The sequence below is a fragment of the Micromonospora sp. NBC_00330 genome (assembly GCF_036136635.1).
Classification (GTDB): Bacteria; Actinomycetota; Actinomycetes; order Mycobacteriales; family Micromonosporaceae; genus Micromonospora; species Micromonospora salmantinae.
The window spans coordinates 1,547,870-1,569,297 of sequence record NZ_CP108012.1 but is presented as its reverse complement, the minus strand read 5'-3'; the positions used below and the strand labels follow the sequence as shown (position 1 = coordinate 1,569,297).

20 protein-coding genes are annotated in these 21,428 nt (G+C 69.9%); 1 reads left to right on the top strand and 19 read right to left on the bottom strand.

Going from position 1 to position 21,428, the window contains the following annotated elements; all coding sequences use genetic code 11:
* Positions 1-19: 19 nt before the first annotated feature.
* The 6 genes from OG598_RS06925 to OG598_RS06900 all read right to left on the bottom strand — a co-directional run bounded on the left by OG598_RS06925 (position 20) and on the right by OG598_RS06900 (position 6,143).
* The gene (locus OG598_RS06925; protein WP_328653594.1) at positions 20-610 is read right to left on the bottom strand and encodes a gluconokinase; all 591 of its coding nucleotides are present in this window, start codon (positions 608-610) and stop codon (positions 20-22) included.
* Complete coding sequence (gene manD, locus OG598_RS06920) at positions 600-1,829, bottom strand: D-mannonate dehydratase ManD (protein ID WP_145795781.1); 1,230 nt, start codon at positions 1,827-1,829, stop codon at positions 600-602. The genes OG598_RS06925 and manD overlap by 11 nt, the downstream gene beginning before the upstream one ends.
* Positions 1,830-1,859: 30 nt before the next feature.
* Positions 1,860-3,008 carry a galactonate dehydratase gene (dgoD, locus tag OG598_RS06915; protein WP_328653593.1) on the bottom strand — a complete coding sequence of 383 codons (1,149 nt, stop codon included), beginning with the start codon at positions 3,006-3,008 and terminating at the stop codon, positions 1,860-1,862.
* Positions 3,009-3,015: 7 nt separating this feature from the next.
* A complete protein-coding gene (locus OG598_RS06910; RefSeq protein WP_238683956.1) occupies positions 3,016-3,831 on the bottom strand; it encodes a carbohydrate ABC transporter permease in 816 nt (271 codons plus the stop codon).
* Positions 3,828-4,781 (bottom strand): carbohydrate ABC transporter permease, encoded by a 954-nt coding sequence (locus OG598_RS06905; protein ID WP_328653592.1) that lies wholly within the window; start codon positions 4,779-4,781, stop codon positions 3,828-3,830. The genes OG598_RS06910 and OG598_RS06905 overlap by 4 nt, the downstream gene beginning before the upstream one ends.
* Positions 4,782-4,856: 75 nt before the next feature.
* Positions 4,857-6,143: an ABC transporter substrate-binding protein gene (locus tag OG598_RS06900; RefSeq protein ID WP_328653591.1), complete on the bottom strand. Its 1,287-nt coding sequence runs from the start codon at positions 6,141-6,143 to the stop codon at positions 4,857-4,859.
* A 135-nt stretch (positions 6,144-6,278) separates the two neighbouring features.
* Between OG598_RS06900 and OG598_RS06895 the strand changes: the two genes are divergently transcribed.
* A complete protein-coding gene (locus OG598_RS06895; RefSeq protein WP_328653590.1) occupies positions 6,279-7,052 on the top strand; it encodes a FadR/GntR family transcriptional regulator in 774 nt (257 codons plus the stop codon).
* Between the two features lie 36 nt (positions 7,053-7,088).
* On the opposite strand, the gene OG598_RS06890 is transcribed toward OG598_RS06895, so the two are convergent.
* From OG598_RS06890 to OG598_RS06830, 13 genes are all read right to left on the bottom strand, one after another.
* Positions 7,089-8,492, bottom strand: coding sequence for a carbohydrate-binding domain-containing protein (locus OG598_RS06890; protein ID WP_328653589.1), 1,404 nt, complete (start codon positions 8,490-8,492; stop codon positions 7,089-7,091).
* A 148-nt stretch (positions 8,493-8,640) separates the two neighbouring features.
* Positions 8,641-9,381 carry a DUF6069 family protein gene (locus OG598_RS06885; RefSeq protein ID WP_328653588.1) on the bottom strand — a complete coding sequence of 247 codons (741 nt, stop codon included), beginning with the start codon at positions 9,379-9,381 and terminating at the stop codon, positions 8,641-8,643.
* Between the two features lie 4 nt (positions 9,382-9,385).
* Entirely contained in the window at positions 9,386-10,387 is a 1,002-nt protein-coding gene (locus tag OG598_RS06880) for an RNA polymerase subunit sigma-70 (protein WP_442931495.1), read from the bottom strand.
* Between the two features lie 258 nt (positions 10,388-10,645).
* A complete protein-coding gene (locus tag OG598_RS06875) occupies positions 10,646-11,557 on the bottom strand; it encodes a hypothetical protein (protein WP_328653586.1) in 912 nt (303 codons plus the stop codon).
* Positions 11,558-11,569: 12 nt separating this feature from the next.
* Positions 11,570-12,358, bottom strand: coding sequence for an SDR family NAD(P)-dependent oxidoreductase (locus OG598_RS06870; protein WP_328653585.1), 789 nt, complete (start codon positions 12,356-12,358; stop codon positions 11,570-11,572).
* 82 nt (positions 12,359-12,440) lie between these two features.
* Positions 12,441-13,745, bottom strand: coding sequence for an enolase C-terminal domain-like protein (locus tag OG598_RS06865; RefSeq protein WP_328653584.1), 1,305 nt, complete (start codon positions 13,743-13,745; stop codon positions 12,441-12,443).
* Complete coding sequence (locus OG598_RS06860) at positions 13,745-14,584, bottom strand: fumarylacetoacetate hydrolase family protein (RefSeq protein ID WP_328653583.1); 840 nt, start codon at positions 14,582-14,584, stop codon at positions 13,745-13,747. Before OG598_RS06860 ends, OG598_RS06865 begins: the two co-directional genes overlap by 1 nt.
* Positions 14,585-14,648: 64 nt before the next feature.
* Positions 14,649-15,626: an aldo/keto reductase gene (locus OG598_RS06855; protein ID WP_328653582.1), complete on the bottom strand. Its 978-nt coding sequence runs from the start codon at positions 15,624-15,626 to the stop codon at positions 14,649-14,651.
* Positions 15,623-17,155, bottom strand: a complete 1,533-nt coding sequence (locus OG598_RS06850) for a sugar ABC transporter ATP-binding protein (RefSeq protein WP_328653581.1) — start codon at positions 17,153-17,155, stop codon at positions 15,623-15,625. The genes OG598_RS06855 and OG598_RS06850 overlap by 4 nt, the downstream gene beginning before the upstream one ends.
* Positions 17,152-18,102 (bottom strand): ABC transporter permease, encoded by a 951-nt coding sequence (locus tag OG598_RS06845; protein WP_328653580.1) that lies wholly within the window; start codon positions 18,100-18,102, stop codon positions 17,152-17,154. Before OG598_RS06845 ends, OG598_RS06850 begins: the two co-directional genes overlap by 4 nt.
* Positions 18,099-19,172 (bottom strand): ABC transporter permease, encoded by a 1,074-nt coding sequence (locus tag OG598_RS06840; protein WP_328653579.1) that lies wholly within the window; start codon positions 19,170-19,172, stop codon positions 18,099-18,101. The genes OG598_RS06845 and OG598_RS06840 overlap by 4 nt, the downstream gene beginning before the upstream one ends.
* Positions 19,169-20,257, bottom strand: a complete 1,089-nt coding sequence (locus OG598_RS06835; RefSeq protein ID WP_328653578.1) for a mandelate racemase/muconate lactonizing enzyme family protein — start codon at positions 20,255-20,257, stop codon at positions 19,169-19,171. Before OG598_RS06835 ends, OG598_RS06840 begins: the two co-directional genes overlap by 4 nt.
* The gene (locus OG598_RS06830; protein WP_328653577.1) at positions 20,257-21,306 is read right to left on the bottom strand and encodes a sugar ABC transporter substrate-binding protein; all 1,050 of its coding nucleotides are present in this window, start codon (positions 21,304-21,306) and stop codon (positions 20,257-20,259) included. The genes OG598_RS06835 and OG598_RS06830 overlap by 1 nt, the downstream gene beginning before the upstream one ends.
* Positions 21,307-21,428 lie beyond the last annotated feature (122 nt).

Genomic DNA, 21,428 nt, shown 5'->3' with positions numbered 1-21,428 from the left:
ACGATTAGGGCAGGCTAACCTAACATGCCCCCGGGGTGGGATCGGACGCGCGGTCCCGGTGCTCCCCCACCGGCATCGCAGCGGGCAGACCAAGACCCATGACGGCCGCCGCGACCAGGGCTTCCGGGGGCAGCGAGACATCGAGTACGAGCACCGACTCGTCCGGCTCGGCCGGTTCCAGCGTGGCGAGCTGCGACCCCAACAGACTGGCCGGCATGTAGTGCCCCTCGCGGCGGGCCAACCGGGCTCGGATGATCTCCGCCGGCCCGTCCAGGTGCACGAAGTCCACACGCAGCGGGCCCTGACGGAGCACGTCCCGGTACGACCGCTTCAACGCCGAGCAGGCCAGCACCGTCGAGCGGCCCTCCGCGCCGCGATCGGCGATCCACCCGGCGATGTCCCGCAGCCACGGCCACCGGGTGGTGTCGTCCAGCGGTACGCCGGAGCGCATCCGCGCCACGTTCTGCGGGGAGTGGAACTCGTCGGCCTCGGCGAACGTCAGCCCGGCCGCCGCGCCGATCCCGCGCGCCACAGTGGTCTTGCCGGCCCCGGAGACGCCCATCACCACTACGTGCCGGGTGGGCCGGGCGCCACGCCGCTCACCAGTCATGAACCGTGCCGTCCTTGAGCCGGTTGAACGGCAGGTACGCCGGCTCGTACGGGAATCGCGCCGCCGCCTCCTCGTCGAGCTCCACCCCCAGCCCCGGTTGGTCGCCCGGGTGCAGGTAGCCGTCGGTGAAGGTGAACGACTGCCGGAACACCTCGTTGGCCAGCGGGGTGTGCTTCATGTACTCCTGGATCCCGAAGTTGTGGATGGCCAGGTCCAGGTGCAGCGCCGCGGCCATGCCCACCGGGGAGATGTCGGTGGGGCCGTGGATGCCGGACTTGATCTGGTACTGGGCGGCGAAGTCGAGCAGCTTACGCATGGCGGTGATGCCGCCGGTGTGGGTGACAGCGGACCGGACGTAGTCGATCAGCTGCTCCCGGATCAGGGTCTGGTAGTCCCAGACGGTGTTGAAGACCTCACCGATGGCCAGCGGGGTGGTGGTGTGCTGGCGGACCAGCCGCAGCGCCTCCTGGTTCTCGGCCGGGGTGCAGTCCTCCAGCCAGAACAGGTCGTACGGTTCGAGGGCCTTGCCGAGCTTGGCGGCCTGGATGGGGGTCATCCGGTGGTGACCGTCGTGCAGCAGCGGCAACTCCGGGCCGAACTCACCGCGCACCGCCTCGAAGACCGACGGCAGGTGGCGCAGGTACGCGCGGGTGTCCCAGTCCTCCTCGGCGGGCAGCGGGGTGCGCTGCGCGGGCTCGTAGTCGTAACGCTGGCCGGTGGCGCTGGGCTGCGCGGCCACGCCGTAGACGGCGTTGATCCCTGGCACCGCGGTCTGCACCCGGATCGACCGGAAGCCCTCGTCGAGGTGGCGGCGGATCGAGTCGAACAGCTCGGGGATGTCCCGCCCGGACGCGTGCCCGTACGCCATGATGCCGGTGCGCGACGCGCCGCCCAGCAGTTGGTACAGCGGCATGCCGGCAGCCTTCGCCTTGATATCCCAGAGCGCGACGTCCACCGCGGCGATGGCCGCCATGGTGACCGGGCCGCGCCGCCAGTACGCCGACCGGTACAGGAACTGCCAGGTGTCCTCGATCCGGTGCGGGTCCCGTCCCATCAGCAGCGGGGCGACGTGGTCGCGCAGGTACGAGGCGACGGAGAGCTCGCGGCCGTTGAGCGTGGCGTCGCCCAGACCGGTGATGCCCTCATCAGTGGTGATCTTGAGGGTGACGAAGTTCCGGTCGGGGCTGGTCACGATGATGTCTGCTGCGACGATCTTCACGGGGTGCCTTTCGTTCTCGCGGTCGGGGTCTCACCACTCCGCGTAGGAGCCGTCGGGGTGCCGCCAGGTCGGGCTGCGCCAGGCGTGCCCGCGCTTGTCGGCGGTCCGCACGGCGTGTTCGTCGATCTCGATGCCGAGACCGGGCGCTGTCAACCGCTGCACGTACCCGTCGACGAAGGTCAGCGGGGTCTGGTCGAGGCAGTAGTCGAGCACCTCGGCGCCCTGGTTGTAGTGGATGCCGATGCTCTGCTCCTGGATCAGGAAGTTGGGTGTGGCGAAGCCGACCTGGAGGCAGGCGGCGAGGGCGATCGGCCCGAGCGGGCAGTGCGGGGCGAGCTGCACGTCGTACACCTCGGCCAACGTGGCGATCTTGCGAACCTCGGTGATGCCGCCGGCATGCGCGAGATCCGGCTGGGCCACGGCGATGCCGGCCTGCAACACGGGCAGGAACTCCTGCCGGCTGTAGAGCCGCTCCCCCGTCGAGACGGGGGTGGTGGTGCAGCGGACGACCTCACCGATCAGGTGCGAGTTCTCCGGCACCACCGGTTCTTCCAGGAAGAACGGCCGGTACGGCTCCAGCAGCGGGGCGACCCTCCGGACGTTGGCGAGGGTGAACCGACCGTGGAAGTCGACAGCGACGTCGCGCTCGTCGCCGAGGACCTCGCGGGCGACGGCCACCCGCTGCACCACAGCGTCGAGGTCGGCGACCGAGGCGAGCGCGCCCATCCGCCCGGACGCGTTCATCTTCACAGCGGTCAGGCCCGCCTCGATCCGGGCGCTGATCTGGTCGCGGATCTCGGCGGGCTCGTCACCACCGATCCAGCCGTAGACCCGGATCCGGTCCCGGACCGGCCCACCGAGGAGCTGGTGCACGGGAGCGCCGTAGTGCTTGCCGGCGATGTCCCACAGCGCCTGGTCCAGACCGGACACCGCGCTGGCCAGGATCGGGCCGCCCCGGTAGAAGGAGCCCTTGGTCAGCACCTGCCAGTGGTCCTCGATGCGCAGCGCGTCCCGACCCGTGAGCAGCTCGCTGAGTTGGTGGACGGCCGTACGCACGGTCTCGGAGCTGCCCTCGCAGGTCGCCTCGCCCCAGCCGACGATGCCGGACTCCGTCTCGATCCGGACGAACAGCCAGCGGGGCGCGACCAGGAACGTCTCCACCTTCGCGATCGTCGTCATGTCCCGGTCAGCCCTTCGTGGCACCGGCGGTGAGGCCGGAGACGACGTACTTCTGCACGAACAGGGCGATCAGCATGATCGGCAGGGTGACCACTGTCGCGGCGGCCATCAGGCCACCCCAGTCGATGCTGGCGTAGCCGACGAAGTCGAAGATCGCGACCGGGAGCGTCTTGGTGTCGGAGCCGGAGAGCACCAGGGCGAACATGAAGTTGTTCCAGGAGAAGATGAAGGAGAGGATGCCGGCGGTCGCGACGCCGGGCACCGACAGCGGCAGGGTGATCCGCCGGAACGCGCCGATGTGGGTCAGCCCGTCGACCAGCGCGGCCTCTTCCAACTCGGTCGGCAGGCCGTCGAAGTAACCCATCATGATGTAGACGATCAGCGGCAGCGACACGAACATGTGGCTCAGGATCAGCACCGTGAAGCCGCCGACCATCTTCAGGTTCGAGAAGACGTAGTACCAGGGCACCAGGAGCGAGACGCCGGGGATGACCCGGGCCATGAGCACGACGAGCGCGGACTTCTTCATGCTGAACCGGCTCATCGAGTACGCGGCGGGCACCCCGAGCAGGAGCGAGAGCGTGGTGGCCGCGAACGCCACCCAGAGGCTGTTGCCGATGAACTCGAGGTAGTTCGCCTGCTGGAGAACTGTCTCGTAGTTCTTCAGGCTGGGCGAGAAGACGAACGCCTTGGCCGTGTCGTAGATGTCCACGTTGGTCTTGAACGACGCGGCGATCATCCACAGCAGGGGCGCCATCAGCGCGAACACCACGACGACGAGAGCCGAGTTGCGGAACACCCGGTACGGCTTGCTCGGCTTCATCGGCCCAGCCCCTTCTTGCGATAGGTGAGGGCCCACATCACCCCGATGATGATCAGGAAGAAGATGATGAGGACCGTCGACGAGACGCCGTAGTCGTTGTAGTCGAAGCTGAGGCCGTACGCGTACACGTTGAGGGTCTCGACCTCGTGGAAGGAACCGCCGCCGCGTCCCTTGGTGGCGTAGAGGATGTCGAACGTCTTCAGCGCGTCGATACCGCGCAGCAGGATGGCGACGATCACCGTGGGCATCAGCAGCGGGAGCGTCACGTGCCGGAACCGCTGCCAACTGCTGGCGCCGTCGATCCGGGCCGCCTCCTGGGGCTCGTCGGAGAGCGAGGTGAGCCCGGCGAGCAGGATCAGCACGACCATCGGCGTCCACTGCCAGATGTCGATGAACATCGTCGTCGGCAGGGCCGAGTGCTGCCCAGCCAGCCAGGGTTGGGGGCCGACGCCGATCCAGCCGAGCAGTTGGTTCGCCATCCCGATGTTGGGGTCGAAGATCAGGCGCCACATCATGCCGACCGCCACCGGAGTGGCCACCAGCGGCAGGAGGATCGCGACCCGGACCCACTTCTCACCGCGGAAGGGCCGCCACAGCAGCAGGGCGATCGCCATGCCGAGAATGACCTCGAAGAACAGCACGACGCCGGTGAAGAGGACCGTACGCCAGACCGCCGGCCAGAACCGGTCGGTGTCGGTGAGCACGTCGAGGTAGTTCTGGAAGCCGATGAACTCGGACTCGGCGCGTACCGAACCCTCGGCGTCGGTCAGGCTCAGGTACCCGGTCCACGCCACCGGAAAGATGATCAGCACGGCGACGAACGCCATGGCGGGCGCCGCGAAGAGCCACTTTCGGTGTTCGTTGGCCCAACGCGACCAGGCCGACGTCGTGTCCACTGACGCCGCGGGGGCCTCGGGCGAATCGGTACGGGGGGTGAGAACGGCTGACATTGAGATCTCCGGGTTGGAGGGGTCAGGTCCCGGCGAGGCGGCGGAGCCGGTCGGCCCCGCCGCCCTGCTCGTCGGTTACTTCGCCTCGTCGTCGAGGAACTTCTGGAACGCCGCGTTCGCCGCGTCCGCGGAACTGGCGGCGTCCTTGCCGGTGATCGCGTCGACGATCGGCTGGCCGACGATCTCCCGCGCCTGGGCCACCTTGACCACCAGCGGGCGGTCGTGCCCGACCCCGTTGGCGGTGCTGACCGTGTTGGCCTCGGCGAGGTCCTTCGGGTAGGAGGCGGTACCCGCCGGGTTCGCCCAGACCGAGGCGCGGGCACCGGGTACGCCGGCGGTCTGCTGCGCCAGCGCCTGCTCCTTGCCGGCGGCCCACTGGATGAACTTCCAGGCGTTGTCCTTGTTCTCCGAGCTGTCGTTCACGCCGAGCGCCCAGGACGGGATGTTGTACGGCTTCGATCCGGCGGGGCCGGCCGGGAAGGCGGCGAAGCCGACGGAGTCGACGACCTTGGACTTGGTCGGGTCGGTGGCGTTCTTGTAGAGCGAGTTGGCCTCGGTGTAGAAGGCGGCCTTGCCCTGCGTGAAGATCGCCATCGCTTCGGACCAGCTCATGTCGGTGCTGATGTTCTCCGGGCCGTGGTCCTTGAGCAGACCGCCGTAGTAGGCGTACGCCTGCTTGGCCTGCTCGGTGTTGACAGTGGCCTTCCCGCTGGCGTCCACGAAGTCGCCGCCGAAGCTGAAGAGGAAGCTGGAGAACTGCGTGACCGCGGCGGCCTTGCCGGTACGAGCGACGAAGCCGGCGACGCCCGGGTTGTCGGCCTCGATCTTCGCGGCCTGCGCCTTGAGCTCGTCGAGGGTCTTGGGCGGCGCGGTGAAGCCGGACTTCGTCAGCAGGTCCTTGCGGTAGTAGAGGACCTCCTGCTCGGTGATGATCGGCAGCCCGACGACCTTGTCCTCATAGGTCGTCGCCTGTACCGGCCCGGCCTGGAAGTCACCGAACTCGAAGGCGCTGTCGGACTTGACCTTCTCGCTCAGGTCGGCGAGGTACTTGTTCTTGCCGAACAGCTTCCCCTCCTGGAGGGGCCGGTACATCATCACGTCGAGGTCGTCGGACCCGGCGTTCAGCTTGACGTTGTACTGGTCGGAGAGCTGGTCCTCACCGAGCTGGGTGACTTCGACCTTCAGGCCGGACTGCTTCTCGAACTCCGGCAGGACCTTCTTGATGTTCTCTGTCCACACGTGGTTGACCAGTGTCACGCGAACGGTCTTCGAACCCTCGCCGCCGTCGTCGCCGCCGCAGGCGGTCAGGCCCATGGCGGCGACCACAGCCAGAGAAGTGCCGATTATCGATCGACGTCGCACGCTTGTCTCTCCTTCTGTCGTGGCCGCCGCCCCGGTGGGAGCCGCTACCTCGGCGTTACATCCGCTTAACATCCGGATGCTAGGCCGAAAAAGCTGATTACCTCAAGAGGTAGATGCAAATGATATGATCTTTGAGTGGAACCGTCCTCACCAGAGGTTGCAGCCGCTCCGGCCCGCCCCGCCGAGTCCGGGCTGCACGCGCGCGTCCTCGAACACCTCGGCACCGCCATCTGCGGCGGCGAGCTGGCACCCGGATCGGTCCTCAACATCGACGAGCTGGTCGACCGGTACGCCGTGTCCCGCTCGGTGGTCCGCGAGGTGCTACGGGTGCTGGCCTCGATGGGATTCATCGAGGCGCGCCGACGGGTAGGTGTGATGATCCGACCGGCGAGCGCCTGGAACGTCTTCGACCCGCAGGTGATCCGTTGGCGTCTCGCCTCGGCCGGCCGGATGGCCCAGCTCCGCTCGATCACCGAGCTGCGCACCGCAGTCGAGCCGCACGCGGCCTACCTGGCCGCCAGCCGGATCGGCCGTGACGAGGCGAGCGACCTCGTCGGGCTGGCCGCGAAGATGTGGGCCGCCGGCGAGGCCGGCGACGAGGAGCGCTTCCTGCACCTCGACATCGAGTTTCACCGGCGCGTCCTGCTCGCCTCCGGCAACGAGATGTTCGTCCGGCTCCAGGAACTGGTCGCGGAGGTGCTCACCGGCCGGCACAAGCACCACCTCATGCCGCACCACCCGCACGAGCAGGCCCTCCAGATGCACGCCGACGTCGCCCAGGCGATCCAGCGGCGCGACGGGGAACGTGCCCGGCGGGCGATGGTGCAGCTGATGGAGCAGGCCTTCGACGAGATGAAGTCGCTGTGGGAGCAGACCGGCGAGCCCGACCGCGGGGCGACCAGTCGCTGACCGGTCGCCCCGATGATCGACTTCAGGGGCTACGCCTCAGCGGACCACGCCGATACCCGTGAACGACCTGTCGTACTCGGTGAACGACCGGTTCGTGTACGGCGCGTAGATCCAGGTCCGCAGCGAGTTGGCGGCGGTGTCGACCTCGACCAGGCGTACCGGGTTGGTGCTGTTGGAGTGGAACGTCTGGAGGAACGAGTAGATCTTGTTTCCGTTGACCCCGGTGTCGACCCGGTTGGCGGCGATGCCCGTGTGACCGGAGAAGACGAACCGGATGTTGGCGTACTGCTTGACCAGATTGTCGAAGAGGTACTGCGGGCTCGTCGCGCCGTACCCGGCGCTCTGCTCGATGGCGCCGTTGCCGTCGATGTAGTCGTGGGTGACGACGATGACGTTGTGCCGGGGGTTGGCGGCGACGACGCTCCTGGCCCAGTTCACGGCCGCGACCCGGGGCCAGAGTTCCAGGGTCAGCACCATCCACTGCACGCCACCGGCAGTGAAGGTCGAGTACGAGTTGTCGACCTTGCCGGCCTCGAACTGCCCCCGGACCGCGCGGTACTGGCTGACTGTGAAGTACTGGTTGAACACGCTGGTGTCGCGGATGAGTTCGCGGGTGCGGGCGGGGTCGCGGGCGGAACCGCCGACGCCGGTGGCCTGGGTGTCGTGGTTGCCGAGAGCCAACGCGTACGGGATGGCGGCGTTCTCGATCGGCCGCATCGCGTTACGGGCGATGACGTACTGCGCGTGGTCCGGGGTGTCCCAGTTGACCACGTCTCCGGAGGAGGTCACGAAGCGCAGGTCCAGCGCGGACCGGTTCTGCACCAGCCAGTTCGTGCGGTTGAGGAACCGGGCGTCCGAGCTGTTGAGCACCTCCTGCTGGGTGTCCGGCAGGACGGCGAAGCTGAACTTCGGGTCGATGGCGCTCGCGGTCTCCATCCGCGCGGACGCGATGTGGACGTTGCGGTCGCAGGAGTCGGCCCGGAAGTCGTTGACGAGCTGGATCCGCACCGTGTGCTGGCCGGCGCCGACCGCCGCGCCGACCGGATAGGTGCCGTAACTGGTCGCGCTGACGATCGTGGTCTGGCCGACGTTGACACCGTCGACAGTCACCTGGACGGTGGGCCAGCCCTGGCAGTTGTCCCCGATGGCCCCGATCAACACTCGACCGGAGCCGCTGACGCTGGTGCTGGCGTAGCTGGAGTTGCCCCAGAGCGAGGCGTGCGTGCCGGAGGCGGGCACCGGGGTGCCGGTCGCCGTACGGATCGCACCGTCCACGACGGTGAACGGGGAGGGCTCGGCGGCGCTCGCGGTGCTGCCGGCGAACGCTCCCCCCGCGACGACGACAACTGTCGCCACGGCCATCGCCACGATCGTGGACCCTGATCTCCTGATTCGCACCGCTGATCCTCCCTTGTCGGCGTACGCCCAGAAGCTGGGCATTCGTAGCCTAGGAGGAATCGGGACGACACATGTGAATACTTAACGGCCATCCTGCGTACCCGAGTTGTACTCTCCGAACAGCTGAGCCGACCCTGGGGTGAGTGGCCACCAGAGTGACCACCCACCCGCTCACGGCAGACTGTCAGCGTCAGTCGCTCCGGGCACTGAGGCTCCGTGCCAGGGCCGGGATCATCACCGCCGCGGCGACGAGGTGTAGCCCGAGAAGGGCGGTGACGGTGGCCGCGTTCGCCCCCGAGATGAGGGCCGGGACCAGCGAGAGCGCTGTCAGCGCCACTGCCGTCCAGACGAACCGGTCGGCGGGCCGAGCGCTCCACCGGAGCAGAGCCACGGCGATGACGACTCCCACTACCGAGAAGAAGCCGGTCACCACGGCGAACCCGGACAGCGGAATCGTCTCGCCACCGTCGGGGATCTCGAAGTCGACGCCGGCGGCCCGGGCCAGCGCGGCGGCGAGGGTGGTGCTCACCATCGCCGCGAGCGTGGCAGTCAGGCCGGTGCCGGCGAGCCCCCGGAATCGGTGGATGTGGCTGGGTCGGTCCGATGCCGGGCCGGCAATGATCTCGGTGTCCTTCATGCTGTTCATGTCGTCTCCCTCATACGGAGGCTGGCGTACGGGATGTGTTGACTGGCGTGTGACGGCACCGGGCGTGAAGACACGCACCCTCGCCGTACGACGGCCGGGGTTGCGCAGCGCGCGGACGCCGGTGCCGCGCAGCCAGAACCCGGCATCGCGCCCGAGGACCGGCCCGGGTTCTCCGTCGCGCAGCTCCAGCTGCACCCGCCCACTGGTGACGACACCGAATGCGTCGTACCACTGCTCGGTGGCCACCGCGGCACGCGCGCCACCGCGCAGCGTGAGCGTCCACACCGGACTACTCCGTGCCGTCCGCCGGCAGGCGCTCCGGCAGCCCGAGCCGCGGGAACTGATCGTCGTGGAAGATGAAGACCTCGGTGATGACGCCGCCGGTGATGCGCAGGACGTCGATCGTCAGCGGCAGGTACGCGCCCTCCTGCTCCCGCCAGTGGTAGAACGCGACGGCGGGCTGGCGGTTCACCGAGGTGGGGACCGCGCGCAGGCCCGTCATGCCATCGAAGCCATCCTCGACCCAGCTGTTCACCACCGCGTCGCGGCCGACGTACAGGCCCGGCGTGGGTGGCATCGAGCAGCGGACGTCGTCCCGCAGCATGCCAGCGAGCACGTCAACGTTCGTGGCCACGCTGGCGTCGGTGAAGCGGCGCACCAGCTCGCGCGTGCCGGCGTCCTCCTCGCCGCCGGTCCAGTCCTGCCGCTCGGCGGGCAGGTGCTCCCGCATCCCGGCGCGAGCCCGCTGCAGGGCACTGTTTACCGAGTTGACCGAGTCCCCGAGCAGCTCCGCGACGTCCTTCGCCGGCCAACCGAGCACGTCCCGCAGGATCAACACGGCCCGCGGACGCGGCGCGAGATGCTGGACCGCCACCAGGTACGCCAGCTCGATCGTCTCCCGCGCGACGGCGACGGTCTCCGGCTCGTCCGCGTCGCCCGCGGGCAGCTCGTCGAGCAGCCGGTCCGGGTAGGGCTGCAACCACAGCACCTCGCCGCCGGTCGCCGGCTCCGGGCGACGCTTGGCGAGCAGGTCCAGGCAGGCGTTGGTGGCGATCCGGTACAGCCAGGCCCGGAACGTCGACCGCCCCTCGAACGTCTCCCGCCGCCGCCAGGCACGCAGGAACGTCTCCTGCACAGCGTCCTCGGCGTCCTCGAACGACCCGAGCATCCGGTAGCAGTGCACGTGCAGTTCCCGCCGGTGCCGCTGCGCCAGGCCCGAGAACGCCGGCTCGTCGACCTCGCTCAGACCGCTCACGCCCAGCTCCTCCAGCCGCGTGTCCGCACTCATCACGTCATCCTTCCGCCTCGTCATGTCCTGTCCTAGGTATGACGGGCGCGGCCGCGACAACTCATCACTCGGGTGTGATCGAGTTGGTGAGTGGCGGCCGTACTGATCCGACGGCAGCTGGCCTCACCGACCCGCACGGTCGTCGTCGTGGGGCGGACGCCCTGACCAGCGTGATGACTCACAGACATCTTTATGCCGGTGAGTCATCACGCTCGCGGGCGCATCCGCCTCTCGGCGGACCGGTGAGGCGCGAGCGTGGTCCTACTGGGCCGTGCCGCCACCCGATCGACCCGCACCGGTGGCGGAGGGCCGGTGCGCGATGCGGGGCGCCCGCACGGCGGAGGCGTTGCCGGCGCCGGGGCGGTAGTCCCGTGCCGCGCTGGCCACCATCTCGTCGGCATCGCGAGCGAGCGACTGCCGGATGTGCGGCGGAACGAAATCGGACGTCGCCATCGCCAGTCGGACCTGCACCGAGCGGTCGTCGACCAGGCGGGCCAGATCCGCCTCGTCCAGCTCGACGGCCCGCACCAGCGCGGCCCGGACGTCGACCACCGGGTCCGCGGCGAGCGCGCTGCGCTGCTCGGCGGTGGTCCGCGGGTTGCGGGCAACCCCCTTGCGTACGCGTGCGGTGCGATCGGCCAGCAGGGCGGTGATCACGTCGGGGTCGTGGGTGTGCGTGGCGAGTCGTTCCCGTACCTCGGGTGAGACGTCGTCGATCAGCTTGGCGGCCAGCTCCGGCTCCAGCTCACGACTCTCCGCGAGGAGACCGCGAAGCTCCTTGTCCGAGGTCTGCGACATGACCTGGCGAATCGACTCGTCACAGGCCGGGTTGCCGGCGACCGCCCAGCGGACCCACCGGTCGGCGTCCTTGACCAGGCGCATGAGATTGGCGATCGAGGTGGAAGGGTTTCGCGCCACGGCCTCCCGGACCTGACGATCATGGTCGCGGGTGAGCGGTCGCAGGGCCTGCGCGGGTGCGTCGGCCCGTGAGGCGACCGCCTTGCGGACCAGCTCCGATGGGTCGGACGCGAGGTCGATAAGGGTCATTTGTGGCGTTGTGGGGTCCTGAGCGAGGGCGAGCCGAGCGTCAGCGCTGCCACCGATCGGACGGTGGGCGGTGGTGCCGGACTCGCTGTGACTGTCGGCCGCGCCGACGTCCTGCTGTTTCCCCATGGCGCAATCATGTCACGCACCCGGTTCGGCAGTGCCGGCCGTGGGCGGCACCGGGGCGGGCAGGCGCAGGCCGGACATGCCGCCGTCCACCGGCAGCGACGAACCGGTCACCGACCCGGTCGCGGGCGAGGCGAGGTAGACGACGGCGGCGGCCACCTCGTCGGCTGTCACCAGGCGGCCGGTCGGCTGCCGGGACGCCAGGTGCCGCTTCTCGGCCGTCGGGTCGGCAGCGCCGGCGAGCAGGCGGGCCACCCAGGGCGTGTCGACGGTGCCGGGGGCGACACAGTTGACCCGGACGCGCTCCGTCACCAGGTCGGCCGCCATGGCGAGGGTCAGGGCGTGCACGGCGCCCTTCGACGCCGAGTACAGGGCGCGTTTGGGCAGGCCGACGGTCGCCGCGATGGAGGAGATGTTGACGATCGCGGCGGACGACGACCGGCGCAGGTACGGCAGGGCGACGGCGCTGGTTCGGGCCACGCCGGAGACGTTGACGTCGAGTACCCGGCTCCACTGCTCGTCGTCGTTCTCCTCCACCGTGCCCACCGCCGAGATGGCGGCGTTGTTCACCAGGATGTCGATGCCGCCGAACGCCTCCGCAACGGAGGCGACGGCCACGCTGAGGGAGGACCGGTCGGCCACGTCCGCCCGGACGCCCAGTACGCCGGGGTCCTCCGGCAGACCGGACAACTCCAGGTCCAGGACACCCACCCGGGCACCGGCGGCGACGAACGCCCGCACGCAGGCAAGGCCGATCCCCGATCCACCTCCGGTCACCACCGCCACGAGACCGTCACACCGCATGCTGCTCTCCCCTTTCCGAGTGGTCCGCTGACGTGACGCACCGCCCGCGACGGGGCCGTGCGGTAGTGCGTGTCGAGGTTCGTCAGACCCATGCCGGTCCGTCCGGGTACGCGTACGTGGCGAGGCTCTCCGGACGCATCGCGGCGGAGAACCCGGGGGCGCTGGGCGCCACGTAGTGCCCGTCCTTGATCACCACCGGATCGAGGAAGTGCTCGTGCAGGTGGTCGACGTACTCGACGACCCGGTCGCGCATCGAACCGGACACCGCCACGAAGTCGAACATCGACAGGTGCTGCACCAGCTCGCACAGGCCCACTCCCCCGGCGTGCGGGCACACCGGCACCCCGTACTTCACCGCCAGCAGCAGGATGGCGACGTTCTCGTTCACGCCGCCCACCCGGCACGCGTCGATCTGCACGACGTCGACGGCGTCGGCCTGGAGCAGCTGTTTGAACACGACCCGGTTCGCCACGTGCTCGCCGGTGGCGACCCGGATCGGCCCGCCGTCGGGTGCGCTGGTGGCCAGGGCGGACCGGATCGCCGCGTGGGCGAGCACGTCGTCGGGGCTGGTCGGCTCCTCGATCCACCACGGGTCGTACGGCGCCAGCTCCCGCATCCGGTCGACCGCCTCGGCGACGTCCCAGCGCTGGTTGGCGTCGAGCGCGATCCGGATCCGCGGGCCGACCGCCTCGCGGGCGATCTTCAGGCGGCGCACGTCGTCGGCGGCGTCCGCGCCCACCTTCAGCTTGATCTGGGTGAACCCGTCGGCAACGGCCTGCCGGGCCAGCCGGACCACCTTGTCGTCGGAGTAGCCGAGCCAGCCGGGTGACGTGGTGTAGGCGGGGTAACCCCGCTCGGTCAGCCGGGCGACCCGGTCGGCCCGGCCCGGCTCGGCGGCGCGCAGGATCTCCAGCGCCTCGTCGGGGGTGAGGGCGTCGGTGAGGTAGCGCCAGTCGACCAGGTCGACGATCTGCTCGGGGCTGAGGTCGGCCAGGTAGCGCCAGACCGGCTTGCCCGCTCTCTTGGCGACCAGGTCCCACATCGCGTTGATCACCGCTGCGGCGGCCAGGTGCATCACGCCCTTCTCCGGGCCGAGCCAGCGCAACTGTGAGTCCTGGGTGAGCGAGCGGGCGAACGCACCGAGGTCCACGGTGTCCGGGTCGAGGCCGACCACGTACGGCACCAGCGCCTCGATGGCCGCCCGGCACACGTCGTTGCCCCGCCCGATGGTGAAGGTGAACCCGTGCCCGTCCGGGCCGTCGTCGGTGCTCAGCACCAGGTACGCGGCCGAGTAGTCGGGGTCGGGGTTCATCGCGTCGGAGCCGTCGAGGTCCCGCGAGGTCGGGAACCGGACGTCGTACGTGTCGACCGAGGTGATCACCGCCATCAGGCGTCCCGGAGCGCGTTGCGCTGCCGGCCGAGGCCGTCGATCTCGACCTCCATCACGTCGCCGACGGACAGGTACGGGAACCGGCCGGAGAGCGCCACCCCCTGCGGGGTGCCGGTGTTGATGACGTCGCCCGGGTCCAGGACGGTGTACTGGGACAGGTGCCAGACCAGGTACGCCACGTCGAAGATCATGTCTTTGGTGCTGGAGTCCTGGCGGGGCTCGCCGTTGACCCAGGAGCGCAACCGCAGCGCCTGCGGGTCGCCGATCTCGTCGGCGGTGACCAGCCACGGGCCGAGCGGTTGGAACGTCTCGCAGGACTTGCCCTTCGACCACTGGCCGCCGGAGACGGCGAGTTGGAAGTCCCGCTCGGAGACGTCGTTGGACAGCACGTACCCGGCGATGTGCCCGAGGGCGTCGGCCGGTGAGGCGAGGTAGCGGGCCGTCCGGCCGATCACCACCGCCAGCTCCACCTCCCAGTCGGTCTTCGTCGATCCGCGCGGGATCAGGACCTCGTCGTACGGGCCGACGACCGTGTTGGGCGCCTTGTAGAAGATGATCGGGTCGGTCGGTGGCGCGGCGCCCGACTCGGCGGCGTGCGCGGCGTAGTTCTGCCCCACGCAGAGCACCACCCCGGGCCGGGCGACCGGTGCGCCGACCCGCTGACCGGTGACGTCGATCTCGGGCAGGTCGGTTGCTTCGCGGACCCGCCGGACGCCGTCGCCGGCGAGGAACTCGCCGTCGATGTCGGCGGTGAGCGACGAGAGGTCGAAGTGCCGCCCATCGACGTACAGCACGGGACGTTCCCGCCCCACGGGCCCGACGCGCATGAATCTCACGAACCAACCTCCAGTGCATAGGTACGAATTGCGGTGCAAGCCCGACGGCTGCTCGCGTCGATGATCACGGCGTCGGCACCTCGCTCGGCAGCAGACCCTCGGCCTTGAGATCGGCCCAGAGGGCGCCGGGCACGTCCCACTCGAACATCGTCACGTTGTCGACGATCTGCTCCGGGTCCCGGGCGCCGACCACCACGCTGGCGACCGCCGGGTGCCCGAGCGGAAACTGGATCGCCGCGGCCCGCAGCGGTACGCCGTGCCGCTCGCACACCGCCCGGATCGCTGTGGCCCGGTCGAGCAGTCCCTGCCCGGCCGGTGCGTAGTCGTAGTGGGCGCCCGGTGTCGGGTCGGCCAGCAGACCCGAGTTGTAGACCCCGGCGGCGATGATCGCGATCCCCTTCGCCTGGCACAGCGGCAGCAGCTCGTCGAGGCCGGACTGGTCGAGCAGCGTGTACCGGCCGGCGAGCATGAAGCAGTCGAAGTCGCCGGCGTGGGCCAGCTCGACCAGCGCCGGGGCCTGGTTCATTCCGGCGCTGACCGCGCCGATCTCGCCGGCCTCCCGCAGTTGCGCCAACGCCGGGTACGCCCCGGCGACCGCCTCGGCGAGGTGGTCGTCCGGGTCGTGGATGTGCGCGATGTCGATCCGGTCCAGCCCCAACCGGGCCAGGCTCTCCGCGTGGGAACGGCGTACCCCGGCGGCGGTGAAGTCGAACTGCGGCGTGAGGTCGGTCGGCTCGGCCCAGAACTCCTGGCGGTCACCACCGTCGGGGACGAGCAGCCGACCCACCTTCGTGGAGACTGTGAACGCGTCGCGCGGCTTGCCGGCGAGGACCGCCCCGGCGCGCCGCTCGGAGAGGCCGCAGCCGTAGAGCGGGGCGGTGTCGAAGTATCGGAGCCCGAGATCCCAGGCCGCCTCGACTGTGGCGTGGGCGACCTCGTCCCCGACGGTGTCGAACATTCCACCGATCGGGGCGAGCCCCAGCCCGAGCCGGGTCACCGCAACGTCGGTACGCCCCACTGTCACTCGTTCGGTGGCCTTCACGCGACGACCCCCTGCCCGTCATGGATGAACCGGATCACCGACTGACTCATCCGGTCGTAGTCGTGATCGTTGTCCAGTTCACCAACAATGGCGAACTCCCGCATCACGGCGATCCGGTCGGCGAGGGTGACCATCTCCGGCAGGTCCGACGAGATCAGCAGGATGGCCATTCCCCGCGTGGCCAGGCCGGCGATCAACTCGTGGAAGGCGGCCTTGGTGCGCACGTCGATGCCGACTGTCGGCTCGTCGATGATGAGCACGTCGCAGTCGGCCGCCAGCCACTTGGCCAGGCTGACCTTCTGCTGGTTGCCACCGGAGAGCTGGCCGGCGTGCTGGTCGGGCGAGGCGAGTCGGATGCCCAGCCGATCGGCGTACTCGTCGACCAGGGACCGCTCCGCCCGGTCCCGGACCAGCCCGAGCCGGGCCAGCCTGCGCCACACCGTCACCGCCGTGTTGCGGGCCACTGTCTGGTCGAGGAAGAGGCCCTCCTCCTTGCGGTTCTCGGTGACGTAGCCGATCCGGTACCGGTGCAGGGCGTCGCCCACGTCCCGGATCCGGGCCGGACGCCCGTGCACCCGCACCTCGCCGGCGGTGATCCGGTCGAGGCCGAGCAGCGCCTTGGCCAGCTCGCTGCGGCCCGCGCCGACCAACCCGTACAGGCCGACGATCTCACCGGGACGGACGGCGAGGCTGACGTCGTGGTGGCCGGCGGTGGTGGCGACGGCATCGAGGACCAGCGCCGGTTCGACGTCCGCCGCGACGGTCCGGGGGGCGAGGTGCACCTGCTGGTACGCCCGGCCGACCATCAGGTCGACGATCTCTTCGCGGCTGTGGTCGGCGAGGGGTTCCGCCTCGGCGACGCTGCGCCCGTCGCGCAGCACCGTCACCGTGTCGGCGACCGCGAAGACCTCCTCCAGTTTGTGGCTGACCAGCACCGTGGCGTGGCCCCGCTCGGACAGCCGACGCACGATGCCGTAGAGCCGGTCGGCCTCGTCGTTGGTCAGCGACGCGGTCGGTTCGTCGAGCAGCAGCACCGTCGAGTCCGCCGACAACGCCTTGGCGATCTCCACCAGTTGTAGCTGCGCCACCGACAGCCGCGACACCGGCAGGTCGGGGTCCAGGTCGAGGTCGAGCAGGTCGAGGCAACGGCGGGCCTCGGTACGCAGTGCCGCCCGGTCGAGCAGGCCGGCGCGGCGGGGCAGGTGTTGCAGGCAGATGTTCTCGGCGACGCTGAACGCCGGGATCAGGTTCCGCTCCTGGTGCACGACACCGATGCCGGCCCGCTGGGCGTCCTGCGGGTTGCCGAGCTGCACCGTGCGCAGCTCGCCGTCGGGCCCGGGCAGCCGCAACTGCCCGCCGTCCGGCCGGTACACCCCGGTCAGGATCTTGATCAGGGTGCTCTTGCCGGCGCCGTTCTCGCCGAGCAGCGCGTGCACGCTGCCGGCGGTCACTGTCAGCGTCGCCTCATCCAGGGCCCGTACCCCGGGGAACGTCTTGACCAGTTTCTCGGCGGACAGCACGACGCTCATCGTGGACCTCCGGAGAGCTTGTCGCGGAACTGACCTAGCAGCACGGCGCCGAGGACGACAGCGCCGATGATGAGGTCCACCCACCGTCGGTTGATGTCGAACTGCGACTGGCTCACGTCGACCAGCCGCACCAGGAAGGCGGCGAGCACCGTGCCGGTCACGCTGATCATGCCGCCGGCCAGTGCCACCCCGCCGATGATCGGCGCGGCGAAGCTGGGCAGCAGCAGGTCGTCGCCGATCGAGGCGTTCACCGAGCCGAAGGCGGCCACCACGATCACCGCGGCGAAGCCGGCCAGCAGCCCCGACAGGGTGTGGGCCAGCACCAGCGCCCGGTCGTTGGAGATGCCCGACAGCCGGGCGGCGAACGGGTTGCCGCCGGAGGCGAGCAGGTGCCGTCCGGGCACCGTGCGCCGGAAGAAGAGGGCGACCGCGACGGCGATCACGACCGCCAGCAGGAAGACCACTGGTACGCCGGCCAGTGACGCCTGCCCGAACTCGCGCAGGCCGGGCGAGTAGCCCTGGTAGGTGCCGGTGCCGTTCACCCCGTAGCGCAGTCCTTCGAGGATCGTCATGGTGGCGAGTGTGACGATGAACCCGTTGATCCGGGTGAAGATCACCAACAGGCCGTTGACCAGCCCGACGACGGCGCCGAGGGCCAGCGCGGCGAGCACCGCGACCGGGGCGGGCAGCCCGGCGTCGACCATCAGCCAGCCCGAGGCCACGGCGCAGAACCCGGTGAGGACGCCCACCGAGAGGTTCATCTGACCGACGGCGAGCACCACCATCTGGGCCAGGCCGATGACGATCGGCAGGGCGAGGAAGCGCAGGAAGGCGTCCAGGGTGCCGGCGGTGAGCAGGTTGAAGTCGGTGGCGACCGCGAGCGCCGCGAACCCGAGCGCCGCGATCACCGCGAGGGTGAACTCGTTGGTCCGGATCACGCTCCTCATGACGGTGACACCGCCCTTCGCTCGGCGAGCACGGCCCGCAGCCGGTCCAGCGACAACGCCGCGAGCAACACGAGTCCGATGTAGAGCTTCAGCTCCTCCAGGGAGAACTGGAGCAGGTTGAGGCCCTTGTAGATGACCTGGGTGAGGGTCGCGCCGAGCGCGGTGCCGAGGACGCTGACCGCCCCACCGGCGAGCAGCGTCCCACCGAGCACCGGGGCCAGGAACGACGGCAGCAGAAACGACTCGCCGATGTTGGCGGAGAAGGCCCCGTTGTTGGCGGCGAGCAGGAACCCGGCCAGCGCGGCGAGCAGCCCGCTCAACGCGTGCGCGGCGACGACCCGACGATGCGTGGGGATGCCGGACAGCTCGGCGGCGACCGTGTTGGAGCCGGTCATCAGGATCTCCCGGCCCAGCCGGGCGTGCCGGAACAGCAGCCCGACAGCGAGCGCCGCGGCGACCGCGATCGGCACCACCAGCGGGATCCGGGGGCCGCAGACCTCGCCCATGCAGTAGTCGGCGAAGGTGTCGAAGCGCAGCGCGGAGAGCCCACTCGGCTGCACCGCGAACGACACCCCGCCGGTCGCCCAGGTGTAGAGGATCGTCACCAGGCCCAGCAGCCCGAAGTCGAGCGCGAGGGTGACCACGAAGGAGTTCACGCCGGTCTTGGCGATGAGCAGGCCGGCGAGCGCGCCGATGCCCGCCCCGACGGCGAGACCCAGGAGCAGCCCCACCAGCAGTGGGACGCCGAGCCGGTCGTAGGCCAGGCCCATCGCGAAGGTGGACAGCGCGGCCATCCGGCCCACTGCCATGTTCATGTGCCCAAGTGAGAGCACGGCGAGCTGGGCGAGACCGACCACGACGTACACGCTGATGTCGGCCTGTAGCGGTGCCAGGGTGAGGCGGGGGTCGAGGAACGCGGGGGTGAGCGACGAGAAGAGGACGACCAGCACGGCGATGACGATGAGCAGGCCGAGCCGGGGGTTCGCCCAGACTGGCAGGGCCCGGGCGGGTGCCCTGGCCTCCGCGGCCGGAGGCACCGCCGGCGCCTCCGGCGCTGTTTCCGTCTTCACGCCACCCTCCTGTCCTCGATCGCGTCGCGGTCCCAGTCGATGCCGAGGCCCGGCTCGCCGGGGGCGAGCGCGTGGCCGTCGACGATCGCGATCTCGGTCCGGGTGATCGCGCGCAGTTGCGGGATGTGCTCGACGTAGCGGCTGTTCGGCACGGCCGCGCAGAGGCTCACGTGCAGTTCCATGAGGAAGTGCGGGCAGACCACCACGTTGCAGGCCTCGGCCAGGTGCGCCACCTTGAGCCACGGGGTGATGCCGCCGATGCGCGCGACGTCGACCTGGACGACGCCGGCCGCCTGCCGGCGGAGGTACTCGGCGAACTGGCCGATCGAGTACATCGACTCCCCCACCGCTACCGGGATGCTCGTCGCGCGGGCCAGCAGCTCGTGCCCTGCGACGTCGTCGGCGGGCAGTGGCTCCTCGAACCAGGCGAGCTGGTGCGGTTCGAGCAGCCGGGCCCGGCGGATCGCCTCGGCGGTGGTCAGTGACTGGTTGGCGTCGACCATCACGTCGAAGTGGTCGCCGAGGGCTGCCCGGACCGCGCCGATGCGAGCGGCGTCCTCGGCCGGGTTGGGCTTGCCGACCTTCAGCTTGACGCCGGGCCAGCCGGCCGCCTGGGACGCCTTCGCGCCGGCGACCAACTCGTCCTCGGTGAGGTGCAGCCAGCCACCCTCGGTGTCGTACAACGGGATCCGGTCCTTGGCGCCACCGGCGAGCACCCACAGCGGCAGGCCGGCGGCGCGGGCGCGCAGGTCCCACAGCGCGGTGTCGATCGCGGCGAGCGCCAACGAGGTGATGGCCCCGACCGCTGTGGCGCGGGTGGCGGCGTGCAGGTCACGCCAGACCGCCTCCACCCGGGCGGCATCGCGGCCGACCAGGTGCGGCAGCAGATAGTCGCGCAGCAGCGCAAGCACCGCCGTGCCGCCGGTCCCGATCGTGTACGCGTACCCCGTGCCGTGCCCACCGTCGGCCGTGCGCACCTCGACGAAGAGCGTCTCCTGCTTGAGGAACGCCTGTACCGCGTCGGTGCGGACGGTCTCGACGGGAATGTCGACGAGGTACGCCTCGGCCTTGGTGATTGTCGACATCAGCTGCACTTGAGCAGGTCGCCGTCGAACTTCTTCCGCAGAGCGTCGGTGGTGGCGGTGCGGTCGGCCTCGTAGCCGTACAGGTTGTCAGTGGTCACCACGAACGAGCCCGAGTCGATCGTCACTCCGGGTTCGGCCATGGTGCAGCCGCCGCTGAGCTTCATCAGGGCGTACGAGCCGACCTGGGCCTGACCGACCGGGTTCTGCAGGACGGTGGCGGCCACCGAGCCGCCGCGCAGCCCGTCGAGGACCGTCGGGTCGTCGTCGATGGCGATGACCTTGATGGGCAGCTTCGACTGGCGGACCCCCTCGGCCGAGGCGACCGCCGGGTTGTAGGCGGTGTTCACGATCGCCTGGATCTGGCGGCCCTTCGCGGCGAGGAGGTCGGCCACGGCCCGCTGCGCGCTCTGCAGGTCCTTGTCGATGTCGGTGACGCTCTGGAGCAGTGTCACCTTGCCACCGGTCTCGGCGACCGCCTTCTCCACGCCCGCGATCCGACGCTGGGTGTTGGAGTCGACCTTGTTTCCGGTCAGGTGCACCAGGTTGCCCTGACCGCCCATCGCGTCGATGGCGGCCTTGGCGCCCTTGTAGGCGGCGACCTCCACGTCGGTGGAGAGGCAGAAGTCGGCCTTGTTGGCCCCGGCCGGGCAGGAGGCCAGGGAGCCGACGGGGAAGCCCTGCCGCTTGAGGTCCTCGAAGGTGGAGTTGATGTTGTCCGGCGAGACGCCGAAGATGCCGAAGGCGTTGTAGCCCTGCGCGGCCAGGGACTTGAGCACGTCGTTCTGCTTGGTCTGGTCCCAGCCGGCGGTCTCGTTGAAGGTGACGTCGCCGAGCGCGAGTTCCGTCTTGGCCTTGGCCCCGGCGTCCTTCCAGGGCTGGAAGTACGGGTGCGAGCCGCCGGGCACGAGCGCGACCTTGACCTGCGCCGGTTCCCGGCCACCGGCTTCGGCGTCGGTGGTGTCGCTCTTCTTCGTGCAGGCCACAGTGGTCGTGGCGAGGGCCACGACGGTCAGGCCGGAGCCGATTCGGGACAGCATTCTGCGCGACATGTTCGTCTCCTCGGGGGTGGTGGTGGCGAGACGGTGGCGGGGGAACCTATTTCCTATAGGATGTTGCTTTGCTAGTGTGTACTCGCTCACACCGGCACAGTCAAGGGGTTGCTGAGGAGACG

What these genes read in the sequence shown, in the direction of transcription:
- OG598_RS06925 (WP_328653594.1), bottom strand. Translation starts at nt 610, where the DNA reads ATGACTGGTGAGCGGCGTGGCGCCCGGCCCACCCGGCACGTAGTGGTG.
- dgoD (WP_328653593.1), bottom strand. Translation starts at nt 3,008, where the DNA reads ATGACGACGATCGCGAAGGTGGAGACGTTCCTGGTCGCGCCCCGCTGG.
- OG598_RS06910 (WP_238683956.1), bottom strand. Translation starts at nt 3,831, where the DNA reads ATGAAGCCGAGCAAGCCGTACCGGGTGTTCCGCAACTCGGCTCTCGTC.
- OG598_RS06905 (WP_328653592.1), bottom strand. Translation starts at nt 4,781, where the DNA reads ATGTCAGCCGTTCTCACCCCCCGTACCGATTCGCCCGAGGCCCCCGCG.
- OG598_RS06890 (WP_328653589.1), bottom strand. Translation starts at nt 8,492, where the DNA reads ATGCCCAGCTTCTGGGCGTACGCCGACAAGGGAGGATCAGCGGTGCGA.
- OG598_RS06875 (WP_328653586.1), bottom strand. Translation starts at nt 11,557, where the DNA reads ATGGGGAAACAGCAGGACGTCGGCGCGGCCGACAGTCACAGCGAGTCC.
- OG598_RS06870 (WP_328653585.1), bottom strand. Translation starts at nt 12,358, where the DNA reads ATGCGGTGTGACGGTCTCGTGGCGGTGGTGACCGGAGGTGGATCGGGG.
- OG598_RS06865 (WP_328653584.1), bottom strand. Translation starts at nt 13,745, where the DNA reads ATGGCGGTGATCACCTCGGTCGACACGTACGACGTCCGGTTCCCGACC.
- OG598_RS06850 (WP_328653581.1), bottom strand. Translation starts at nt 17,155, where the DNA reads ATGAGCGTCGTGCTGTCCGCCGAGAAACTGGTCAAGACGTTCCCCGGG.
- OG598_RS06845 (WP_328653580.1), bottom strand. Translation starts at nt 18,102, where the DNA reads ATGAGGAGCGTGATCCGGACCAACGAGTTCACCCTCGCGGTGATCGCG.
- OG598_RS06835 (WP_328653578.1), bottom strand. Translation starts at nt 20,257, where the DNA reads ATGTCGACAATCACCAAGGCCGAGGCGTACCTCGTCGACATTCCCGTC.
- OG598_RS06830 (WP_328653577.1), bottom strand. Translation starts at nt 21,306, where the DNA reads ATGTCGCGCAGAATGCTGTCCCGAATCGGCTCCGGCCTGACCGTCGTG.